A 21,216-nucleotide genomic window follows, 5' to 3' on the forward strand; every position below is an offset into this window, starting at 1 on the left:
TCATGCGATCCGATGAGTTATCCGGTATTAGCCCCGGTTTCCCGGAGTTATCCCAGTCTTACAGGCAGGTTGCCCACGTGTTACTCACCCGTCCGCCGCTCGTTCCACAAACGTCCTCCCGAAGGATTCAGTTTGCTTCCCGCGCTCGACTTGCATGTATTAGGCACGCCGCCAGCGTTCGTCCTGAGCCAGGATCAAACTCTCCATAAAAGTAGTTTGATTGGCTAATGTCGTTCATTTCCTTCCGCCAATCCAGAAAGAAATAAGAAATTGACTACAGGCTATTTTGTTTAGTTTTCAAGGTTCAAATGTCTGTCGCCTCAAAAAAGCGACTTTTATAGAATAACAAGATCTCGTATAAATGTCAACAACTTTTTTAGTTGTTTTTGAGATTTTGTTGTTCGTCATTTGCGTTAATTCCTTAACGCGACGTTTAATAATGTACCATGAATTCATCAGATTGACAAGTGCTTTTTTTAAAAAGATTTATTCATGATTTTAAATGTGATCACGTCATGTTAAGTATGCTCTTTTGACGCGACAGAAAATACTATAGCATGATTTAAAACAGAGAGTCAATAGTTTTTTAAAAACCACTATTATTAATATGAAGCTTCCTTATATAGTGTGCCTTATTATTTACGAAAACTCATTCATACATACAAAAAGATGTTTTATAAATAATAACCGTACCTAGTTTCATTATTAGGTACGGCCCTCCATTTCTATCTTAAAACATATTGTCGATGAAAAATGTTCTTTCCTTTTGTTTCAACTAACTCAATATCAATGATGTTTCGTTCTACCAAATATTCTAAGAGTATAGAAAGATCTAATGTATAGTGTTGTGTTTCTGGATGTACTTTAAGTTCACCGAACGACCATGGTTCATCTTTTTCTTTCATTATGTCTAATAAATGTTCGGCCCCTTTTGCAGCTCTTGAGTGAATGGCAAAATCACTTGCCAGGATCATTAATGATATTTTCTTTTCTAATGGTTCTTCGCTTTCCAAAAGTTCTTCATATAGTTTATATACTTCTGGATCTATTTTTTTCACTTGATGCCAGACGGTAATTTCAGGATGAAAGCCTTTCTCTAGAACCGTCACTCTTGCTAAGTAATGAAGGGAACGTACCATTAAACTATTTGCATCTAAATAATGCTTACTTGCATATAAATCTTTACACTCACGATACGCTCTTATAAGTTTTGCAAACTCAACTACCTTTTTAAGTTTACGTGAGTTCTCCGGAAACTGGCGTAGCGTTTCTTTAAGATTATACATATATTCGTTGCGGTCAAATATGATTTTACCGTTAATGACCCAATCAATCACTTTGCGATAACCACTTGTATCGATCCATTCATTTAATAGCGTTTCATCTACAATGTGCATTGCTGCTGTCTTATGTTCAAACTCATAGTGCTTTACATACCATTCTTCTTTAGCTTCACGTACAACAATTAATAAGATAACATCAAAATTATCCGTAACCGGGCTTTGATTATTTATTTTTTCATATAATAGAACCCCAAGTGTGTTCGGTTGACTTGCACGTTCTTGATAAATTGGACGCAATAGGTTCTCCATCACAATCATATCCTCCCTCGACCTTTCCTCAAATAATTACATTCTACACAAAATCTTGATTTTCCTTTTTTCTTCACATACACTCAATAAATTTTATGCTATACTTCTTAAAGACATCTAAGGTAGAAAGCTTCCTGTTAAGTTTGACCTTATTTACTTTAATAAAAGCCTTTAAGTATGACAAGGGAGGTGCCCTTAAAATGAAATTAAAATATAGTAACAAAATTAATAAAATAAGAACCGTTGCTTTAGCTTTGATTTTTGCTGGTATGATTATCATGTATATCGGGCTACTTTTTAAGAATTATGAATGGGTCATGGTTCTTTTTATGTTCTTAGGTTTAATTGCTATTGTGCTTAGTACCGTGATTTATTTTTGGATTGGATTGTTATCGACACGGGCTGTTCAAGTGGTTTGTCCAGAATGTGAGAGGCCCACAAAAGTTTTAGGACGAGTCGATGCTTGTATGTTTTGTAAACAACCTTTAACTCTAGATCCTAATTTAGAGGGAGAAGAGTTTGATGAAAAATACAATTCGAAGAAGTATTGGAAAGAGCAAGAGAAAAAGAAAAATTCAAATGAAGATTAACTCCTGTACTCTACAGGAGTTTTTTTGCATACAAAAACCACACCTATTATAAGTGTGGTGTGGTTAAATGAATTTAATGATTCGTTTGTAGTTTTTCTTGGCAATCTTCACACTTGCCATAGACTTCCATACGGTGGCGACTAACATTGAATCCTGTTACTTGTTCCGCAAGTTGCTCGACTTCATCTAGAGATGGGTAATGGAAATCCACGATCTTCCCACATGAGTCGCAAATCACGTGATAATGTTCTGTTGTATTGCAATCAAATCGGCTAGATGAGTCTCCATACGTTAATTCGCGAACTAAACCGATCTCTTGGAAAACACGTAAATTATTATAAACTGTCGCAACACTCATGTTAGGAAATTTACCTTCAAGTGCTTTATAAATATCATCAGCGGTAGGATGAGTCATCGTTTGCATGAGATACTCAAGCACTGCATGACGTTGGGGAGTAATTCTTACACCCGAGCTTTTTAGATGAGATAAGGCTTCTTGTAATCTTTGTTCTGACACCGTCATGCACCTCTCTTTCAATTATAAAATTATTAAATAAGAATTCTTATAATTAGTTTAATTCTTATAGAACCCTTTTGTCAATTTATATGGCAATTCAAAACAAGTTATACATCGGTATTTAATGGTAATTCCTCTCCACCTAGACCTTTGTTCACATAACGAGCAGCTACGAACAAGAAATCTGAAAGACGATTAAGGTATTGCAAGACCATATCGTTTTCCACATCTTCAATCGCAACGGCCATTCGTTCTGCACGTCGAACAATCGTCCTAGCAACATGCAATGCGGAAGCAGATGGATGTCCAGAAGGCAGAATAAAGTTTTTAAGTTCATCTAATGACGAATCCCATTCATCAATTTGTTTTTCCAAGAAATCAATGTGTTCATTTCTCAATTTCCACATGACTTCTTTTCCGCTCGGGGTTGCTAATTCAGCACCAACATGGAATAAGACAGTCTGGACTTTATGTAGAGCTTCAATCACGGATTCTTTCCCATCCCACTCTTCGTTGATTAAATGACTTCTCGCCACACCAATCATAGAGTTTGCCTCATCACAAGTCCCATAGGCTTCTACTCGGATATCATTTTTCTTAACACGTTTCCCATAAATTAAGGATGTCGTACCTTTATCCCCAGATCGTGTATAGATACGCATTTTAGTACCCCCTCTTTGGATCAATGACGTTCACTTCTGGCTGTTCTCCTTTTAAAAATTGTTTTAAATTATCTTCAAAAATTGCTAAAGCACGTGGCATATAATTGGAAGTTACAGCTGAATTGTGTGGTGTTAAAGTGACATTTTCTAAATCCCATAACGGACTATCTTCTGGTAATGGTTCTACTTCAAACACGTCTAATATCGCATGACGAATTTGGTTTTCTTTCAGTGCTTTGATCAAATCATCTTCATTTACTGTTGTACCACGTCCCATGTTTAAGAAAATCGCATCTTCTTTCATTACTTTAAAATGCTTTTCATTAAACATTTTGTCCGTATTAGGTGTTGAAGGTAAGACGTTAACGACAAAATCCGCTTCTGGTAATTTTTCATTTAACTGATCGTTGGTATAAGATTCATCAAAATAATCTTTCTTATCACCACTTCTTGAAACGCCGATTGTTTTCATGTCAAAAGCTTTGGCTTTTCGAGCAGTCTCCTGCCCAATCGCTCCTGTCCCAGCAATCAACATCGTTTTACCGCTAATCTCTTCAATTTTTACACGTTTATCATAAACATGTTCACGCTGGTTTTCCAAAAACGTCGGGAGATTGCGATATACTTGAAGTAACATACCAATGACGTATTCTGACATTTGTATTTTATGAATGCCTCGAGCATTTGTGACAAGTATGTTATTTTCGATGATTTTTTCAAAAGGCATTTGATCTAGCCCAGCTGATACAACCATAATCCATTTAAGGTTTTCTGCTTGTTCAATATGTTCATTTGTTAAATCCTCACCATAAGTGACGATCACATCCGCTTTAGGAAGGTGAGGTTCTGCTTCAGTAATCGGATATTTAAAATCGAAAGTTGCTTCTGGAAACTTCTCTACCAATTGTTCTCTTAAGTATGTTTTCATTCTCGCTGTCACGAGTATATACATGTTTAAGACACCTCTTTAATTTTTATTGGAACGTTGATCTCACTTCTCTGTAAAAACTGACCATAGTGTGCACCATGGTCAGTGTCATGTATTAACTTAAGTTTTCTTTTATATAATTTAATGCTTCCTCGACGTGGTCTTTTACTCTTACTTTGCGCCACTCTTTCACAAGTTGTCCATCTTTATCAATGATAAAAGTTGAACGCTCAATACCATAATACTCTTTGCCAAAGTTTTTCTTAAGTTTCCATACATCATAATCTTCCGCAACTTTATGGTCCTCATCTGCCAATAATAAAAATGGTAAATCGTGTTTATCAATAAACTTCTCATGACGGTCTACTGGATCTGGGCTTACACCTAAAATAATAGCATCTAATTCTTCGAAGCTTTGGTGATTATCTCTAAAGTCACACGCTTCGGTCGTGCAACCAGGTGTCATATCTTTAGGGTAAAAATATAATACGACGTTTTTACCTTTAAAATCAGAAAGGCTTACATTTTCTCCATTACTAGCAGGTAAAGTGAAATCTGGTGCTTGTTTACCTAATTCTACTGTCATGACGATTCCTCCTTAAATAATCCTTTATTTTAGATTATCGAAGAATGGCGCTGATGACAAATTATTTTATTAACTTATAGAGAAATGCTGCAGGCAATAAATAGCCTACTGCCGCTTCAACGAGAGAAACAAAACGCGCAACACCAACTGGATATATATCTCCATACCCTACTGTCATCAAAGTTACACCACTAAAATAGAAAGACCTTAAAAAACGGTCGAGTGCACTTCCGTATTGTAATGACATATCAGACAACACGGTAAATCCGATTTCGGACATCAAGAAATAAATGATGGCAAACCCAACCATCAAAATAAAATAGATCATTAAAAAAGAAATGAACAGTTCTTTTGAAAATGAATTCTTCATATTACGGTTATTTTTTAAAAAAATGAGGATACTGACCATGACAATGATGACAACAAAAGCAATTTCCACATATCCCATCCGCATCACCCTTTTTCATTGCCTCATTAATTGTTATGTTAAACTCGTCCAGCTCATGTAAAAAATGAGCGGATCATTGTGATAAAATAAGGAATGGATTGATAAGGAATTGGAGGATTGTAAAATGAATAGACCAACATCAGAGAAATTATACGAAGAAGCACAAGAGCATATCGTTGGAGGCGTCAACTCCCCCTCTCGAGCCTTCAAAGGCGTCGGCGGAGGAACGCCAGTTTTTATGGAAAAAGCAAATGGAGCACACTTTTGGGATGTAGATGGTAACCAATATATTGATTACCTTGGAGCGTATGGTCCAATTATTACGGGACATGCTCATCCACATATTACGGAAGCAATTAAACATGCAGCTGAAAATGGAGTCCTTTATGGGACACCAACTAAATTAGAAAATAAATTTGCTAGAATGTTGAAAGATGCTATTCCTTCTTTAGAAAAAGTTCGTTTTGTCAATTCTGGAACTGAGGCAGTCATGACGACCATTCGTGTTGCCCGAGCTTATACTAACCGAACTAAGATTATTAAATTTGCAGGTTGTTACCATGGTCATTCAGATTTAGTATTAGTAGCTGCTGGATCTGGACCTTCCACATTAGGAACACCTGATTCTGCAGGAGTTCCTGCAAGCATTGCACAAGAAGTCATTACCATTCCATTTAACGATGCTGAAGCATTAAAAGTAGCATTAGAGAAATACGGTGATGATGTTGCGGCTGTCTTAGTGGAACCGATTGTTGGGAACTTCGGGATTGTAGAACCAAACCCAGGGTTTTTAGAAAAAGTAAAAGAACTAACTCATGAGAATGATAGTCTGTTAATCTTTGATGAAGTCATCACAGCATTCCGCTTTCATTATGGAAGTGCCCAAGAGTTAACCGGTGTTACAGCTGATATGACCGCTATGGGTAAAATTATTGGTGGAGGACTTCCAATAGGAGCTTACGGTGGACGTATCGACATTATGGAACAGGTCGCTCCATTAGGTCCCGCTTACCAAGCAGGAACAATGGCTGGTAACCCGGCATCGATGGCAGCTGGTATTGCATGCTTAGAAGTTTTACAAGAGCAGGGCGTTTATGACGAAATGGATCGCCTAGGTGCGAGGTTGGAAGAAGGAATTTTAGAACGCGCTAACAAACACGGTGTTCAAATTACTATTAATCGATTAAAAGGGGCATTGACAGTCTATTTTACAGATGAAGAGATTTCGAATTATGAACAGGCGGAAAATACTAATGGCGAGCAGTTTGCTAAGTTCTTCAAATTGATGTTAGACCAAGGCATCAATCTTGCCCCTTCTAAATATGAAGCATGGTTCTTAACAACGGCCCATACAGATCAAGATATCGACCAAACATTAGAAGCCGTTGACAACGCTTTTCAACAGATGGCTTAATAAGAGTCTGGGACTAAAGATAAATAGGTCAATAAAATTTGAACGAAAATGGAGTGTAGCGTAGTCAAAATGCGAGACTCCAGCAGGAACAGCACGAGCTGAGGGGCCACAGGATGTGGGTCAGTTCGGCGTTGCAACATGGATGTTGCGTCATTAGCCGAACATCCTTAAGTCTTCGAACGGAAGTGAGGTTTGGGGAAGTTGAAGCCATGCCTGCGGAAAGCGAAGCATTTTGACGAAGCTACAATAAAAGAAGGCGAACCTTGGATGTTTAATACAGTCTAATGTTCGCCTTCTTTTATATAATAATAATTTTTGTCTCAGCCTCTTTTGTTTTTATTTAAAGTTTCATCAATTAAACCAATAGCACTTGTATAAGAAAAAATTATTTATAAATCTACTGAAAAAAATTCAAATAAGTAGTTGTAATTTTCAAAATATTTGTGTAAAATGTAATTAATTCAGATTTAATGGATCACCCCTTATCAAGGAATTCATGTTATGAAACTCCCTTCCTTTCTGGTTTTTCCAGGTCAAGCCTGTGCTATTGCATAGGCTTCTTTTTTTGTTCACAAATCCTTAGAAATATGTTTTCCTTATGGTACATATAGGTACTAATATATAGTAGATGAACTTATTGAAAGAAGGTTATTTATGAAACTAGGAGCAAGAGCATTTAAGACTGGACTTGCAACAGCAATTGCCTTATACGTGGCAATTGCTTTCGGACTTAAAGCCGGGGTGTTCGCAGCTGCCATTGCAGCCGTTTCATCCATTCAGCCATCTATTTATCGGTCTGTTCAAACGATTATTGAACAGATCCAGGCTAATATTATTGGTGCAACATTAGCGATTATCTTAGTATTAAGTGTCGGTAATGAACCATTCTTAATCGGGTTTGGAATCATCATCGTTATTGGAATTTGTATGCTCTTTAAAATGAAAGAGGATACAACGTTTATTGCGATCATTGCCGTCATCGCGATCATGGAATCTACCCAAATGCCGTTCATTGAACAAGCAGGCATTAGATTCTCAGCCATATTTATCGGAATCATTTCTGCTTTTGTCGTAAACATGGCTTTTCTTCCGCCGAAATATGAAACTAGACTATTTGAGCAAATCAATAGCACAACGAATGATATTTTACAGTGGATTCGTGTCACCACAAGGCATTTATCCGATCAACCAGCATTAAAGCGTGAAATTGAACGGATCCAAGAAGATATTAGAAAGCTTGATCAAACTTACATGTTATTTTCAGAAGAACGAACCTATACTAGAAAAAAAGGATATATCCGTGCTCGTAAACTTGTTTTATTTCGACAACTGATTATTACGACTAAAAAGGCGTTCAATGTATTACAAAACTTACACCGCATGGATTATGAAATCGAACATTTTAATAGTGAAGTAAATAAAAAAATCATTGAAGAAGTCGATAAAACGCTTCACACTCACGAAAAATTAGTTTTGATGTACCTCGGCAGAATCCGAAAAAAAGAGCAGGATCCTTTAGAAAAAATCAGTACTCCTGATATCCCTAACTTAGTTGATCAATTGATGGAGTCTTATGATGAAGAAAACGATCGGATGACATTTTTACCTCTAGCATCTAATCTTCTGGAATATCATAATGAACTTGTTCACCTTAAAAAATTACTAGTCAGTTATCAAAACAAAGAATAGAAGCTGTCCCGATATGATAGGACGGCTTTTTCTTTTATAAAATTAGGGTTTGGGACAAAAGAAAAATAGGTCATATAATATCCGAACGAAAATGGGGGTAGCGTAGTCAAAATGCGAGACTCCAGATCGCCGCATAAAAGCACGAGCTAAAGGGGCCACAGAATGTGGGTCAGTTCGGCGTTGCAACAGGATGTTGCGTATTTAGCCGAACATCCTTAAATCTTTGAACGGAGGTGAGTTTGGGGAAGTTGAAGCCGTGCCTGCGGAAAGCGAAGCATTTTGACGTAGCTAAAAATTGAAGCAGAATGTCAGGTGTAATTTAACTCCTAACATTCTGCTTCTTCTAGGTTAAGAAATATTTTGTCCCAGCCTCTACTTTTTTAAGTGAGTGTATTTTTTACATCTTTTTCAGTATCCAGTTCTTGTACTTGGAACAAGTCATAATAAAGACCTTTTTTCTTCATTAGTTCATCGTGTGTTCCTTGTTCCATCACTTGACCATTATTCATTAGAACAATTCGATCTGCATGTGTAATCGTGGATAGCCTATGAGCCACGATAAATGTTGTCCGGTTATGAGCAAGTTTTTCTAACGCTTCTTGAATGAGATGCTCGCTTTCTAAGTCAAGAGCAGACGTTGCCTCATCAAATATTAAAATTGGAGGATTCTTTAAAAATACACGTGCAATCGCAATTCGTTGTTTTTGTCCTCCTGATAGTTTAACTCCACGTTCACCTACTTCTGTTTCATATCCATTTGGAAACTCCATAATAAAATCGTGGGCATTGGCTGCTTTTGCTGCTTCGACCACTTCTTCATCTGATGCTTCAGGATTGCCGATTCGGATATTCATAGCAATGGATTCACTAAACAGAATATTGTCCTGAAGTACCATTCCAATATTATTTCTTAGGGAACGTGCTTGGTAATCACGGATATCAACGCCATCGAGTTTTACTCGTCCTTCTGTGACATCATAAAAGCGTGGGATTAAACTGACTAATGTTGATTTTCCTCCCCCACTCATGCCAACAAGTGCCACAGTTTCTCCTTTTTTAATATTTAAATTAATATTCTTTAGGACATTCTCTTCTTCTTCATCATACTTAAAGGAGACATTTTCAAACGAAACATCACCATGGACTGATTGAAGTGGTTTGGCATTCGGTTGATCTATAATGTCATACTCTTCATCCATGAATTCAAATACACGATCCATAGATGCGTGAGACTGTGTTAGCTGAGTCATCGAGTTAATAAGCCGACGTAACGGCTGGTAAACTCGGTCCATGTAACCGATAAATGCAACTAATGTACCGACCGTCACACTACCACCAATCACAAAATAACCTCCGAGTGCTACTACTAATAACGGTGCCAAATCTGTAATCGTGTGAGTGACGGCATATGACTTCGCATTCCAAGATGTAAACTTCAAGGCTCGATCTAAATAATGATAATTTCGTTTATCAAATTGAGTCTGCTCATGGTCCTCTAACGCAAAACCTCTAGTTACCGGAACTCCTTGGACTCGTTCGTGCAAATGTCCTTGAACTTCAGCTAATGCTTGCGAGCGTTTGCGAGTTAATTGCCTTAACCTTGAATAAAAGTACTTCACAGAGAATCCGTAAAATGGGAATAATGCAATAGCCACAAGCGTTAACAACGGATCCATCGCCCACATTATTCCAACTGCAATTAAAATCGTGACCATGTCTAGCCAAATATTCATTAAGCCTGTGACGACAAAAGTCTTCGTTTGTTCGACATCATGTATCACCCGGGAAATAATTTCGCCAGATTTCGTCTTTGAATAAAACTTCAAACTCAACTTTTGTATATGATCAAATAATCGATCGCGAATGTCATATAAAATTTTACTGCTTACTTCTTGTGCTAAATATTGACGATAATATTCAATTGGTGGTCTTAATACTAAAAAGACAAAGAATGAGATCCCCATAATCCATAATAATTTGGAAATTTGTTCATCGTAACTTATGTCCGCATTTAATATGTCGTCAATTACATATTTATAAATTAACGGCAACATAAGCGGAATTCCAAATTTCAGAATCCCAATCAAGATTGTGAGAACGATCTTCCATTTATATGGTTTTACAAATTGTAAATACCGTTTAATACTATCCAACCATTTCACCTCTTATCATATACAGAAGAAAACTCGCCAAATGGCGAGCTATAACTAATTATAATTAGGAAACGTTAAGTAGTGCTCATACCATTTATCTACAAATTCAGGCGAAAAAGGCCCTTTACGTTGTTGCACCCAACGTTCCAAAGTATGTAATTGCTTAAATAGAATTTTGGTTAAAACATCCGGATAGTTCATTTGTTTTCTATGCTGCTCGAACTCATCCTCATCTAAAATGATATACGTCATATCCGGAAAAACTTTAATATCCAAATCATAATCAATATATTTCAATGCTTCATCATCAATGACAAACGGAGAACTAATATTGCAATAATAATATACTCCATCGCTACGAATCATGCAGATTACATTAAACCAGTAGTTACTCGTAAAATAAGTAATCGCAGGTTCCCTTGTTCGCCAATGCCGACCATCACTTTCCTTAACGAGCACTCGATCGTTAGCACCAATCAAAAGGTTTGATTGACTTTTTAATACCATGGTCTCTTCCCAAATGCGATGTATATTACCGTCATGCTTATAGCTTTGTATTTCAATCCTTTCTCCAATTTTTGGGGCCATTGTGATTAACTCCTTAACCAAATCTATAGTAAATGTTATTGTAACATAACCAATTAGCTGATGCCTATGAATTAACGTTGTACTTATTAAAGAAGCACCCCTTTAGTAGGAGTGCTTCTACGTTTTAAGACTGGGTGTTATTGGTTTTGTTGATTTTGTTGATTTTGTTGTTGTTTCTTTTGTTGAGACTGTTGATTACGGCGTTTTACTTCTTGTGGATCTGTCTCAGAAGCAAACTCTTGACCAAATTGTTGTTGGCCTTGCTGCGCTGCTTGGTTTTGTTGTTTTACTTTTTGAACGTTCGTACCTGCAGCACTTTGATTCGGCTGTTGTTGGTTTCTGTTTTTAGCCATCAATATCACCTCCGCACTGATTAGAGTAACCAATTAGTGCGAATTTATCCTTAAATGACTTTAGTATATTTCATACCAAATTCTTCATTATTTTATATTGGACATTAGGAAAAGGATACTCCTTTAGTTTCTCTAATGGAACAAAAATACCACTTTCTACATTACTTTCAGTAGTAGCAAAAATTATTTCTATGTCCCATATAACATGAGAAAAAACATGACGAACTTTTTCACCTTTAGAATGCGTCATAATCTGTGCACCATACTCTGTTTCAAACCATTCTTCAACAGATGGAACACTTTTAGGTACTAACGGGAATTCCCATAAGTTCGCTAACAGACCGTCTTCTGGTCTTTTTTGTATATAAAGTTCACCCTTCTCATTTTGAAGAATTAATCCAAAATAATCCGTTTGCTTTTGTTTTTTCTTTTTAGATTTGATTGGTAAATCGGTTTGATTACCATATGAGTAAGCTAAACAATGTTCTTGAACTGGACATTGATCACATTTAGGTTTTTGAGGTGTACAAATTAAAGCACCTAATTCCATTAATCCTTGATTAAATGACGATGGATCTTCATGTGAAATGACTTCACGGACGACATCATCAAAAAGCTTTTTTGTTTTTGGCTTTGCTATATCTTCTTCAATGTGGAATACTCTCGACATAACACGCATAACATTGCCATCGATAGCCGGCTCAGGCTGGTCAAATGCAATACTTAAAATAGCACCTAATGTATATGGTCCAATTCCTTTCAAGTTTTTTAATTCTTGTTTGTCGCTTGGGACTTGTCCACCATAATTTTCAACAACTTCTTTGACTGCTGTATGAAGATTACGAGCACGTGAATAATAACCTAAGCCTTCCCAAGATTTAAGGACATCTTGTTCATCCGCTTCAGCAAGATCATAAACAGTTGGATAGCGTTCCATAAAATGATTAAAATATGGAATAACCGTATCAACTTGAGTTTGCTGTAACATAATTTCTGATACCCAAATTCGGTAAGGGTCTTGATTGACTCGCCATGGCAAATCCCGCTTGATTTTTGAATACCATGTTATTAGATCATGTTGAAACGAATGAACATCAAATAAAACGGGTATAGAAAAGGTAGTCGAATTTTTCAACACCCAACACCTACTTTCAACAATTTTTAAAAGGAGGAGCATAATTTGGATACTGCAACCCATATTACGATGGGCGTGGCAGTTGGTGGTTTAGCCACCATCGACCCTGCTGTACAACAAGACCCTGCCCTCTTTCAGGCTGTCCTGATCGGGGCAATTGTTGGATCACATGCTCCGGATTTTGATACATTATTTAAATTAAAAGATAATGCCACTTATATTCGACATCACCGAGGCACCTCGCACTCCCCTATTGCGGTTTTATTGTGGAGTTTTTTAGTCTCAGGAGCTATTTATCTATTCTATCATGATGTTAGTTATCTACATTTATGGTTATGGGTACTTTTCGCTGTATTCTTACATGTTTTTGTAGATATTTTCAACGCTTATGGCACCCAAGCCTTAAAACCTTTTGTCAATAATTGGATTGCTTTTGGGTTCATTAGCACATTTGATCCACTAATATTCATTTTATATGTAGCTGGTATTTTAGCTTGGTTATTAGGAGCCGATCCTCGCTACACATTCGGGATTGTCTTTTTTATCGTCTTTTTATACTATATAAAACGATATTTAGACAAACGCGAGATTGTGAAGTTGATGACAGAGCATTTTGATGATGTAGAAAAGGTGATCACCCAACCAACCATTAGGCATAACATTTGGCGACTGGCGATTATAACGAAGCATCACTTATACGTTGCTAGGTCTGAAAACGGGCATATTGAAATAAAAGACGAGTTTGAGAGAAAACCTTTACCAGATACAACTGAAATGAATGCAGCTCTACAAGACGCAAATGTAAAAGCTTTTATCAGCTTCTCTCCAGTCTACCGTTATGAAATTGATCGTTATGATGATTATACCGAAATTCGCTTTATTGATTTACGTTATCGTGCAAAAGATCGGTATCCTTTTGTTGCCGTTGTAACATTAGATAAATTTTATAATATCATTACGTCCTATACTGGCTGGGTTTATTCTGAAGACAAGTTACAAAAAAAATTAGAGCCATTAACTTGAATTGGCTCTTTTATTCAATCCGATTTGTAAGTAGAGCAATCGGTAATGCTTCCTCTTCATTGAGGATTTCGTTTTGATTATTTTGACGAGAACCCCAAGCGAAGACACCATTCATATAATCAATTTGAAATTGTTCTCCTGGCGCTCCATCAATTTCATAAACTTGTCCTTTTTTAAATTCTTTAGGATTCATTGTATAGGATTTGGCCATAATAATTTTTCGCTGGTAGACAGCATACTCATTTACAATTCCCATTTGTTCGGCTTTACGGGCTTTTTCAGTTAACTCGGCAATTTCTTGGCGTAATTCTTCTACGGTGTAGTCACTGTATCGACGTTGCATGATGTGACCCCTTTCTATTCTTATGACTTTAATAAGTATACCAAAGACTTTTACAATAGAAAATGCAAATGATTCAGCAAGAAACAACTTAGTGGAGGTAATTTTATGAATTACGCACTTATTACGGGAGCTGGTAGTGGCTTAGGGAAGGCATTAGCCATACAGTACTCTAATCAAGGATACGGCATAATCCTCATCGGACGCCGCCAGGAAAAACTTGAAGAAACGAAGTCGATTATCCAACAATCAGGTGGAACAGCTGAGACATATGTCTGTGATATTACCAGTTGGGATCAACTCGAAGCATTAGCTAATCAAATTAATCAGGTCGATGTGTTAATAAATAATGCTGGGATTGGTTATTTTGGTTCGTTTGAAGAGTTGGAAAAAGAACAAATTGATACAATGCTTAATGTCAATGTAGCTGGTCCAATATATACGACGAAACATTTGATGCCACATATTCAGAAAAGGAACGGCCGAATATTAAACATCATTTCAACAGCAGGATTACGAGGAAAAGTTCACGAATCGGGATATTGTGCAAGTAAATTCGCTCAACGTGGATTTACAGAAAGTCTCCAAAAAGAATATGAAGAGCAAAATGTCCATATCACGGCGGTTTACATGGGAGGCATGAATACCCCATTTTGGGAAGACAGTAATTATATATCCGATCCATCTATTCTTCCTTCTCCAAATACGATTGCTGAGCAAATCATTAAGCAAGATGACGGACGAAAGAAATCATAATAGAAAAATAGGGTCACCCTAACGAGTAAGTTGTTCAGTTTTGGAGAGAGCAACCTAAAAAGAGCAAATTCCATAACGGAAAATGCTCTTCCTTCATCAACTATCGTTTTATAATTTTCCTATTAGTTATGGTTTATGATTTCTTTTGCGAGTGATTTCGCATCTTCTTCCGATTCACCCTCTTGTATAGTGTAATCAATCAAATAACTTACATTTTCAAATTCTATAGACATTTTAGCTTTGTCAGGATGACCTTCTTTACCTTTTGTTAAATTATATTCAACTTCATGATCATCTATCTCGATCAATTCTCCATGTCTTAAACTAGCACTACCTTCTTTGAATATTGTAATATCAACAGCTTGTATGCTTGAACCCAAGTAGAGGTGACCATGAATGAGCTTTTTAAACTCCTCATTTTCTTCCCATCTTTCTATTTCTTCTTCACTTAAAGGTTCTTTTTTCGATGTTAAATAAGAAATGTGAGCCGATTTGGGGTGTGTTCTAACACGTTCACCTTTTATAATTATACTCAATTACGACGGAACCAATTGGGTAATCCATATGAGGAATATAAGGACTAAATTCCATTTCTTCATTAATTTTCTCTCTTATTATTTCTGTTTCATTACTACCCTGAGAATTAAAACAACCAGATAAAACAACATTACCAATAATAATAAAATAAGTTTAACCTTCATATAAATATCTCCCCTCGGTTAGCCCTAAATGTAAAACTAAAAAATTTAGTTACCTGTCAGTTAACTGAAGAGCGATTGCTCTAATCGAACAATCGCCCCCTATTGTTTAAGTGTTGTTATTCACAATGCTACTTGATTATAGAATAAACACAAGTATCAGTCAGTTTCTTACCATCAGCGGATAAATCATCATTTCTTAAAATACCTTCTAATACAAACCCAAGTTTTTCCGGAATAGCACGACTTTTAAGGTTTGTTGAATCACACTTTATTCCGATTCTCTTAAATTCGAGATGATTTAACACAAAGTTAACCATTTCCTTTACAGCTTCTGTCATATATCCATTTCCGCTATATTTTGTGTTAATACAGTATCCAACTTCACATTTTGGAATGTTCCAGTCAATATTATGAAGGCTTGTTGTTCCAATAAAGTCATTACCACCTTTGTCAAAGATAAGAAAACGAAAGCTTTCTCTCTTTAAAAAATTTATATGGGCATTCTTCAACATGACCTCTGTTTCTTCAACAGTTGGAGGTTCCTGGAAAAGTGACAACCACGATTTTAATTCATTAAAAGAGTCTCCAATCGCTTGTCTCACCATTTCTCCTTCACCAGCTTGTAGTGGTGCTCGTAGCATTAGTCTTTCTGTTTCTAACTTTAAAGGCACATCTAACAACAAAGGGTTCATTTGATTTTCCCCTCTCTGCATTTTTTAAATTAATAATGAAAAGCATTAAATTTCTAACCTTTTCCGACAACGGTTACTTGTAAATGATCAATAATTCTTTTCTTCATACTTATATTTGGATTTAGCTTTAACCTTCCATCAATCTCTAGTTTTTTTAGATTTGACCTTGAAACACCAAGTATTTCTGCTAATACTTTATCAATTCTAAGATCCAAATCATAATTACAGTTAATTCTAATGGTAAGATCGTTAAACTTTGACTCAAACCTTTCCATTCTTAAGTCGTAACATACATTTGTATCCACATCTTTACAAAGTTTTCTCAAATGGTGGATTTGAAAAGCATAATACCATGCTGTCTCATTATGATTATTCATGAATTTTTGATAAAGATTAGGGTTGATTTTGCTTACATGTACTCTCGATAAGATCGGGTAATTCCAAGTTCCCTCACAATGAATACAGTTATAAATTATCCAAACATCAACCATTTTTTGATTTGCATTAACTCTGAATTTTTCACTGCAATAGAATTCTGTATCCCTTTTTACATTTACTACAATTTCGGATTACATAAGGTGTTTTCAGTGGAATAATCTCATAAGTTAATAAATCATAAAAACACATCTATGGCTCCTCCTAATTATTCATAGGAACGCCAATAACGGTTGAATGGAGAAAAATTTCCTATCAAAAAAGCGGAATCCCTTAAAGGAATCCCGCTTGGAATTAAACAACTGGTTATCCCGCGCTCCCTGTAATGGTTAAAAATAGACATACTTCTCCCATGACTAAAAATGTTAAGAAAAAGCATGTACTATTAAATTACTTTTTAACCATTACAAGTTGATGGCAAATCCAATTCCACCTTCCATATTTCTCCTACATATTAGAATACCACTATGGGACTCTGTGTCAATGTTATCAGTGAAAATGACAGGACGAAAATACTATGATGGTCTTCTTCAATTAATCTACTCGTTAGTTGAATAACAGAAACTTTATAATAGATCCATTAGATCTTCCATTACAATTAAAAACATAATGATAGCTGCTATAAAATATAAATAACCAGATTTGTAATGCCTATCCTTAACGTATTCAAATCCAACCATAAAAAACAACATCATCATAAAAGAGAAAGTTACATATGTAGGTAAGTTACTATTATTTATAAAAAGATAATAAAAGCCACCTACCACTGCTATTATACCGAAGATTAAATTTATTATTTTAAGTAATTTCAAACCCCGACCCTCATTTTAATCGACTTCAGTAACTAACCGTTAGTTCAATATATTTTCTACCTGACTGCTAACATTAATCTCCCCATTTAGTTGATCAACGAGTGATTTACTTATTATCTCATGCTCCCATTTAGTAGATAAATTATTCTTTCACATTTTCAATATCTGTTATAGGATTATTGTGATTGGATGAATGTTCATCAAAAGCATGCCCTTCAACAAATGAGACAAAGTATTCATCATTTGATAGTTGTTTATAATTAGGTTCATTTTCTTTTTTAAAGAAAATAGTATATTCATTCCCATTCATTGAATTAAGTTCCCATGCTCCGCCTCTTTCCATATGAACATTCGCTGATAATTTAGCCGTAAAAAATTCTCCGTCATCTTCCTTTAGTTCTCCAACAAAATATGTATTATCTCTAAATTGAGTAACTAAAATAGTTTCTTCTTTTTTCGTTGTAATAACCTCAACAGAACCCCTAACGTCGTTATCCTCAATATAATGTTCTATTGCTTTTTCCTTACTTGAAAAATACTTATGTTCTCCCTCTGATTTGAACGGATTAACACGACAAGCCGTTAATAGTGCCAATAACATTATTGCTATTAATAATAGTCGTATGTACTTAATAAATACCTATCTCCTTTTAATTATTAGTATATAAAGCGACCGTTTTTATTGAACAATCGCCGTAGTTAATTGAAAAAGAAAAACAAATTTATACAATATCTATTTTACCCTTCAGCATTTGAGCTGTTATATTCTCGCCTTTAACCCAATCTTCAAAATTAAAATCTAAGATTTGATTACTTTGAGAAATGGTGGTCATGATTCTAGAATTTTGAAATGAGTACGATAACGTATGTAGGGTTCCAAACAAGTTATCGTAGTCAGTAAAAAATAAAGGTGAGCTTTTATCTTTGAAATTGTCAAACATTTCTTGATGTGTAATATTTTCGGTGGACATATCTTGGAGATAGCTATCACGTTTTACCGAACCATCAATGGATAATCTATTTTTATTTATAAGGGTCTCATCTTGAAAATGGTTAACGCATGATAACGATGAATCTCCAAGCCTTACAATCACAGTCTCAGGACTAGCTTCTACTACTGCTATGTTTCCATTATTGTCACCAAGTGAAAAGTTGTAACAAGCAGAATGTGGGATTTCTTTCAATATTTGAATGGCATCATCAACAGAAGAACACATATCCAAAACGATTCTAATTGCTGTCCAAGGAGAAACACCTTTTGAGTAGCCATTATTACTTACAAAGTGTAATCCTATAACTAATCCTTCCTGATTGATTCCATCATGCCTGCCTAGAACTTGTAGATTATATCCAGCTGTTGCAAATGCTGATTCGGATTGAACTAAGCTAAAAATCCCATCATAAAGAGCAGGAGAAAAATCATAATTTCTAACATAATAATCTTTTGTTATAATCGCAGAACAACCCATAGCTTCTGTTTTTGGTACATCGTATCCACTAAATAATGAAGCAGATTTCATAGTTGAAATTTCTAACCCACACGCTAATCCGTCTATCTCTTCAAGTAAATGAGGTGCAAAGTTTGAAAAGATAGACTTCAAGCTATTATAGTCTATTTCTGGTCTTGTAATTGAATCCAAAACAGTTAATAAAGGGTTATTCTTTAAATGCTTACCGAATTTATATCCAATATTAAACGACGTATCTCTGGCTTGAATGACATTTACTAAGAGTTCCGACATGAAGATCCCCCTTTATCTTATTTCATTAAGCTGCCCGATAGTTGAATAACATCCTTTAACTTATTTTACCATAATTATCTTAAAACCCCTTAAATCATTTACACAATTTATATTACATAAAGCCCTACATTTTACAACAATTTCATATAAAAAAGCAGTTCAATGAGGAAGACAAATTACTATTTTGTCCCCTCATTGAACCACTTTACTGTCGAGATTACTTTTTAATCACTCTTCTTCTTTTTCATCTAAAAATCGATTAATGAGGTCCATTGAAAAACCTTTTTGATAAAGCGATGCCATCACTTTTTGCTTTAATTGGAATCCTTCATGCTTACGAGCTTGTTTGGTCCAAACCTTTTCCCCTTGATAACGTATAGCGTCCATTTCCTCATCATCGTTGACCGTTAAATCAACCTCTTGTGAGGCTAATTCAATAGCTCCTTGTGTAAATCCCTTTTGTATTAATGACTGCTTTAATTGAATCAACTGCTGTTGGAACGACTTTTTCCGAGAAGTGGTTGATAACTTTTTCTCCATCATTTTAACGACTTTGTCCACTTCTTTCTCCACACTAAATTCTGAAAGAGCCTCCTCTATGTAAACTTCAGGAATACGCTTTTGAATGAGCTCTTGTTTAATTTTATTAGGACCTTTACTAGATGTATTCATCTTCGTTCTGACATAAGCCTTGCTGAACTGTAAATCATCGATTAACTTCTCATTTTCTAGTTTATGTATAACCGTATCAATTGCATCTGGGGTCGCTTCTTTTTCTTTCAAGTAATCTATGATTTCTGATTTTGCCCTCATACGATAGCTTAAATAATTAATAGATAGGGTATAGTATTGGTAAATTGCATCTTGTTCTTTGATCTCTTTTACTTGTTCTTCGGTTAATTCTAATCCTTTTCTAAGATGGAAACGAATCAGAATGTCTTCATGCACACTAAATGTGTACTCATCTTTTCCATTGAGACTCTCAAAAATATTAAACCGATTTTTATTTTTCTTTTGTGTCGTGATTTTACTTATTTTCATCACAAAAACTCCTAATAGGTGATTATCTACCTATATTATTATAGTATATATGTAAGGGGGACTGCTACTTGAGAATTTTAATTGCTGGTGGAACGGGTTTTATCGGAAACCGATTAACCGATTATTTTCAAAAGCAAGGTCATGAAATTTTCATCTTAACTCGCAACCCACATAAGCTCGAATATAAGGAAAGAGTATCTTATATTGAATGGCTCAATCCTCATAGTCAACCAGAAACTGAGTTAGACGAAATAGATGTCTGTATTAATTTAGCTGGTACATCGTTAAACAGCGGACGTTGGACGAAGCAGAAAAAGCAACAAATCTTAGAAAGCCGCATGATTTCAACAAGAGAATTCTTACGGATTATGAATGCTTTACCTAATCAACCTGACGTCTTCATTAATGCTTCTGCCATTGGGTATTATGGGACTTCTAAAGATACTGTTTTTACTGAAGATACAATCGTATCTGGGCACGACTTTTTGGCAGAGGTTTGTTCAGTATGGGAACAGGAAGCTCAAGAAGCTGAATCGATTGGTGTTCGAACCGTCATTACTCGCTTCGGGATCATCCTTGATCAAAAAGAAGGTGCCCTTCCGAAGATTGCCTTGCCTTATAAACTAATGTTTGGTGGGCCACTTGGAAATGGTGAGCAATGGATGTCTTGGATTCATATTGATGATGTCATCGGATCAATTGAACACATTATACATTATCCAAACATTGAAGGGCCAGTTAATATCACTGCACCGACGCCTCAACGAAATAAAGAATTTGGAAAAACGTTAAGCAATGTATTAAGAAAACCTCATTCGTTACCCGCACCTTCATTTGCACTTCGCACCATTTTAGGTGATATGAGTATTTTAGTGTTGAAAGGTCAGTATGTTTATCCTCAAAAATTGGAGACATCAGGCTATCAATTTTATTATCCAACTTTACAAGAAGCTTTAGAAAAAATTTACACATAAATTTAGTAAAAAACCTATTTCCAAATCAGATAAAATGTTGTATGA

The 21,216-nt window shown here is 35.6% G+C and carries 25 protein-coding genes and 1 rRNA gene; 7 read left to right on the plus strand and 19 right to left on the minus strand.

Features of this window, described 5'->3' with window-relative positions; translation table 11 throughout:
- Together BMY57_RS08270 and BMY57_RS08275 are read right to left on the minus strand one after the other, a co-directional pair.
- Window positions 1-210: ribosomal RNA gene (locus BMY57_RS08270) — 16S ribosomal RNA — on the minus strand; the annotation flags it as partial.
- 515 nt (window positions 211-725) lie between these two features.
- The gene (locus tag BMY57_RS08275; protein WP_091773608.1) at window positions 726-1,592 is read right to left on the minus strand and encodes a nucleotidyltransferase-like protein; all 867 of its coding nucleotides are present in this window, start codon (window positions 1,590-1,592) and stop codon (window positions 726-728) included.
- 200 nt (window positions 1,593-1,792) lie between these two features.
- On the opposite strand from BMY57_RS08275, the gene BMY57_RS08280 reads away from it, so the two are divergent.
- Window positions 1,793-2,182, plus strand: coding sequence for a YgzB family protein (locus BMY57_RS08280; protein ID WP_091773548.1), 390 nt, complete (start codon window positions 1,793-1,795; stop codon window positions 2,180-2,182).
- Between the two features lie 73 nt (window positions 2,183-2,255).
- Here BMY57_RS08280 and perR read toward each other — a convergent pair whose 3' ends face one another.
- From perR to BMY57_RS08305, 5 genes are all read right to left on the minus strand, one after another.
- Window positions 2,256-2,699 carry a peroxide-responsive transcriptional repressor PerR gene (gene perR / locus BMY57_RS08285; protein WP_175615534.1) on the minus strand — a complete coding sequence of 148 codons (444 nt, stop codon included), beginning with the start codon at window positions 2,697-2,699 and terminating at the stop codon, window positions 2,256-2,258.
- A gap of 107 nt (window positions 2,700-2,806) precedes the next feature.
- Window positions 2,807-3,361, minus strand: a complete 555-nt coding sequence (locus BMY57_RS08290; RefSeq protein WP_091773550.1) for a cob(I)yrinic acid a,c-diamide adenosyltransferase — start codon at window positions 3,359-3,361, stop codon at window positions 2,807-2,809.
- Window position 3,362: 1 nt separating this feature from the next.
- Entirely contained in the window at window positions 3,363-4,313 is a 951-nt protein-coding gene (locus tag BMY57_RS08295; protein WP_091773551.1) for a D-2-hydroxyacid dehydrogenase, read from the minus strand.
- Between the two features lie 91 nt (window positions 4,314-4,404).
- Complete coding sequence (bcp, locus tag BMY57_RS08300) at window positions 4,405-4,875, minus strand: thioredoxin-dependent thiol peroxidase (RefSeq protein WP_091773552.1); 471 nt, start codon at window positions 4,873-4,875, stop codon at window positions 4,405-4,407.
- A 61-nt stretch (window positions 4,876-4,936) separates the two neighbouring features.
- Window positions 4,937-5,323 carry an ion channel gene (locus BMY57_RS08305; RefSeq protein WP_175615536.1) on the minus strand — a complete coding sequence of 129 codons (387 nt, stop codon included), beginning with the start codon at window positions 5,321-5,323 and terminating at the stop codon, window positions 4,937-4,939.
- Window positions 5,324-5,447: 124 nt separating this feature from the next.
- Here BMY57_RS08305 and BMY57_RS08310 point away from each other — a divergent pair, with 124 nt between their 5' ends.
- The 3 genes from BMY57_RS08310 (at window position 5,448) to BMY57_RS08315 (ending at window position 8,426) form a co-directional block, all read left to right on the plus strand.
- Window positions 5,448-6,737, plus strand: a complete 1,290-nt coding sequence (locus tag BMY57_RS08310; RefSeq protein WP_091773554.1) for a glutamate-1-semialdehyde 2,1-aminomutase — start codon at window positions 5,448-5,450, stop codon at window positions 6,735-6,737.
- A gap of 113 nt (window positions 6,738-6,850) precedes the next feature.
- Window positions 6,851-6,973, plus strand: a complete 123-nt coding sequence (locus BMY57_RS16280; RefSeq protein WP_256205278.1) for a hypothetical protein — start codon at window positions 6,851-6,853, stop codon at window positions 6,971-6,973.
- A 418-nt stretch (window positions 6,974-7,391) separates the two neighbouring features.
- Window positions 7,392-8,426, plus strand: a complete 1,035-nt coding sequence (locus BMY57_RS08315; protein WP_091773555.1) for an FUSC family protein — start codon at window positions 7,392-7,394, stop codon at window positions 8,424-8,426.
- Window positions 8,427-8,806: 380 nt separating this feature from the next.
- Here BMY57_RS08315 and BMY57_RS08320 read toward each other — a convergent pair whose 3' ends face one another.
- The 4 genes from BMY57_RS08320 to mutY all read right to left on the minus strand — a co-directional run bounded on the left by BMY57_RS08320 (window position 8,807) and on the right by mutY (window position 12,658).
- Window positions 8,807-10,579 (minus strand): ABC transporter ATP-binding protein, encoded by a 1,773-nt coding sequence (locus tag BMY57_RS08320; RefSeq protein ID WP_091773556.1) that lies wholly within the window; start codon window positions 10,577-10,579, stop codon window positions 8,807-8,809.
- 54 nt (window positions 10,580-10,633) lie between these two features.
- Complete coding sequence (gene ntdP / locus BMY57_RS08325) at window positions 10,634-11,167, minus strand: nucleoside tri-diphosphate phosphatase (protein WP_091773557.1); 534 nt, start codon at window positions 11,165-11,167, stop codon at window positions 10,634-10,636.
- Between the two features lie 137 nt (window positions 11,168-11,304).
- Entirely contained in the window at window positions 11,305-11,520 is a 216-nt protein-coding gene (locus BMY57_RS08330; protein WP_091773558.1) for a gamma-type small acid-soluble spore protein, read from the minus strand.
- Between the two features lie 70 nt (window positions 11,521-11,590).
- The gene (gene mutY, locus BMY57_RS08335; RefSeq protein ID WP_425500414.1) at window positions 11,591-12,658 is read right to left on the minus strand and encodes an A/G-specific adenine glycosylase; all 1,068 of its coding nucleotides are present in this window, start codon (window positions 12,656-12,658) and stop codon (window positions 11,591-11,593) included.
- A gap of 42 nt (window positions 12,659-12,700) precedes the next feature.
- Between mutY and BMY57_RS08340 the strand changes: the two genes are divergently transcribed.
- A complete protein-coding gene (locus tag BMY57_RS08340) occupies window positions 12,701-13,678 on the plus strand; it encodes a metal-dependent hydrolase (protein ID WP_091773559.1) in 978 nt (325 codons plus the stop codon).
- A gap of 10 nt (window positions 13,679-13,688) precedes the next feature.
- On the opposite strand, the gene BMY57_RS08345 is transcribed toward BMY57_RS08340, so the two are convergent.
- Window positions 13,689-14,021: a YfhH family protein gene (locus tag BMY57_RS08345; protein WP_091773560.1), complete on the minus strand. Its 333-nt coding sequence runs from the start codon at window positions 14,019-14,021 to the stop codon at window positions 13,689-13,691.
- Window positions 14,022-14,126: 105 nt separating this feature from the next.
- Here BMY57_RS08345 and BMY57_RS08350 point away from each other — a divergent pair, with 105 nt between their 5' ends.
- On the plus strand, window positions 14,127-14,774 hold the full coding sequence (locus BMY57_RS08350; RefSeq protein ID WP_091773561.1) for an SDR family NAD(P)-dependent oxidoreductase: 648 nt from the start codon (window positions 14,127-14,129) through the stop codon (window positions 14,772-14,774).
- 122 nt (window positions 14,775-14,896) lie between these two features.
- Here the strand turns inward: BMY57_RS08350 and BMY57_RS08355 are convergent, their stop codons facing one another.
- From BMY57_RS08355 to recX, 7 genes are all read right to left on the minus strand, one after another.
- Window positions 14,897-15,310, minus strand: a complete 414-nt coding sequence (locus BMY57_RS08355) for a hypothetical protein (protein WP_091773562.1) — start codon at window positions 15,308-15,310, stop codon at window positions 14,897-14,899.
- Between the two features lie 293 nt (window positions 15,311-15,603).
- Window positions 15,604-16,167, minus strand: coding sequence for a GNAT family N-acetyltransferase (locus BMY57_RS08360; protein WP_091773563.1), 564 nt, complete (start codon window positions 16,165-16,167; stop codon window positions 15,604-15,606).
- A 53-nt stretch (window positions 16,168-16,220) separates the two neighbouring features.
- On the minus strand, window positions 16,221-16,658 hold the full coding sequence (locus BMY57_RS08365; RefSeq protein ID WP_256205279.1) for a DUF1062 domain-containing protein: 438 nt from the start codon (window positions 16,656-16,658) through the stop codon (window positions 16,221-16,223).
- A 510-nt stretch (window positions 16,659-17,168) separates the two neighbouring features.
- A complete protein-coding gene (locus BMY57_RS08370; RefSeq protein ID WP_091773564.1) occupies window positions 17,169-17,414 on the minus strand; it encodes a hypothetical protein in 246 nt (81 codons plus the stop codon).
- Between the two features lie 142 nt (window positions 17,415-17,556).
- A complete protein-coding gene (locus tag BMY57_RS08375; RefSeq protein WP_091773565.1) occupies window positions 17,557-18,009 on the minus strand; it encodes a hypothetical protein in 453 nt (150 codons plus the stop codon).
- Window positions 18,010-18,136: 127 nt separating this feature from the next.
- Window positions 18,137-19,156: a C45 family autoproteolytic acyltransferase/hydrolase gene (locus BMY57_RS08380; RefSeq protein WP_091773566.1), complete on the minus strand. Its 1,020-nt coding sequence runs from the start codon at window positions 19,154-19,156 to the stop codon at window positions 18,137-18,139.
- Window positions 19,157-19,384: 228 nt separating this feature from the next.
- The gene (gene recX, locus BMY57_RS08385; protein ID WP_256205280.1) at window positions 19,385-20,197 is read right to left on the minus strand and encodes a recombination regulator RecX; all 813 of its coding nucleotides are present in this window, start codon (window positions 20,195-20,197) and stop codon (window positions 19,385-19,387) included.
- 68 nt (window positions 20,198-20,265) lie between these two features.
- Between recX and BMY57_RS08390 the strand changes: the two genes are divergently transcribed.
- Window positions 20,266-21,171: a TIGR01777 family oxidoreductase gene (locus tag BMY57_RS08390; RefSeq protein WP_091773568.1), complete on the plus strand. Its 906-nt coding sequence runs from the start codon at window positions 20,266-20,268 to the stop codon at window positions 21,169-21,171.
- Window positions 21,172-21,216: the final 45 nt, after the last annotated feature.

The sequence above is a fragment of the Piscibacillus halophilus genome, from assembly GCF_900110685.1.
Classification (GTDB): domain Bacteria; phylum Bacillota; class Bacilli; order Bacillales; family Alkalibacillaceae; genus Piscibacillus; species Piscibacillus halophilus.

What these genes read in the sequence shown, in the direction of transcription:
- BMY57_RS08290 (WP_091773550.1), bottom strand. Translation starts at nt 3,361, where the DNA reads ATGCGTATCTATACACGATCTGGGGATAAAGGTACGACATCCTTAATT.
- BMY57_RS08305 (WP_175615536.1), bottom strand. Translation starts at nt 5,323, where the DNA reads ATGGGATATGTGGAAATTGCTTTTGTTGTCATCATTGTCATGGTCAGT.
- BMY57_RS08310 (WP_091773554.1), top strand. Translation starts at nt 5,448, where the DNA reads ATGAATAGACCAACATCAGAGAAATTATACGAAGAAGCACAAGAGCAT.
- BMY57_RS08350 (WP_091773561.1), top strand. Translation starts at nt 14,127, where the DNA reads ATGAATTACGCACTTATTACGGGAGCTGGTAGTGGCTTAGGGAAGGCA.
- ntdP (WP_091773557.1), bottom strand. Translation starts at nt 11,167, where the DNA reads ATGGCCCCAAAAATTGGAGAAAGGATTGAAATACAAAGCTATAAGCAT.
- BMY57_RS08275 (WP_091773608.1), bottom strand. Translation starts at nt 1,592, where the DNA reads ATGGAGAACCTATTGCGTCCAATTTATCAAGAACGTGCAAGTCAACCG.
- BMY57_RS08330 (WP_091773558.1), bottom strand. Translation starts at nt 11,520, where the DNA reads ATGGCTAAAAACAGAAACCAACAACAGCCGAATCAAAGTGCTGCAGGT.
- BMY57_RS08365 (WP_256205279.1), bottom strand. Translation starts at nt 16,658, where the DNA reads ATGGTTGATGTTTGGATAATTTATAACTGTATTCATTGTGAGGGAACT.
- BMY57_RS08295 (WP_091773551.1), bottom strand. Translation starts at nt 4,313, where the DNA reads ATGTATATACTCGTGACAGCGAGAATGAAAACATACTTAAGAGAACAA.
- BMY57_RS08280 (WP_091773548.1), top strand. Translation starts at nt 1,793, where the DNA reads ATGAAATTAAAATATAGTAACAAAATTAATAAAATAAGAACCGTTGCT.
- recX (WP_256205280.1), bottom strand. Translation starts at nt 20,197, where the DNA reads ATGAAAATAAGTAAAATCACGACACAAAAGAAAAATAAAAATCGGTTT.
- BMY57_RS16280 (WP_256205278.1), top strand. Translation starts at nt 6,851, where the DNA reads ATGTGGGTCAGTTCGGCGTTGCAACATGGATGTTGCGTCATTAGCCGA.
- BMY57_RS08345 (WP_091773560.1), bottom strand. Translation starts at nt 14,021, where the DNA reads ATGCAACGTCGATACAGTGACTACACCGTAGAAGAATTACGCCAAGAA.
- BMY57_RS08380 (WP_091773566.1), bottom strand. Translation starts at nt 19,156, where the DNA reads ATGTCGGAACTCTTAGTAAATGTCATTCAAGCCAGAGATACGTCGTTT.
- BMY57_RS08360 (WP_091773563.1), bottom strand. Translation starts at nt 16,167, where the DNA reads ATGAACCCTTTGTTGTTAGATGTGCCTTTAAAGTTAGAAACAGAAAGA.
- bcp (WP_091773552.1), bottom strand. Translation starts at nt 4,875, where the DNA reads ATGACAGTAGAATTAGGTAAACAAGCACCAGATTTCACTTTACCTGCT.
- BMY57_RS08315 (WP_091773555.1), top strand. Translation starts at nt 7,392, where the DNA reads ATGAAACTAGGAGCAAGAGCATTTAAGACTGGACTTGCAACAGCAATT.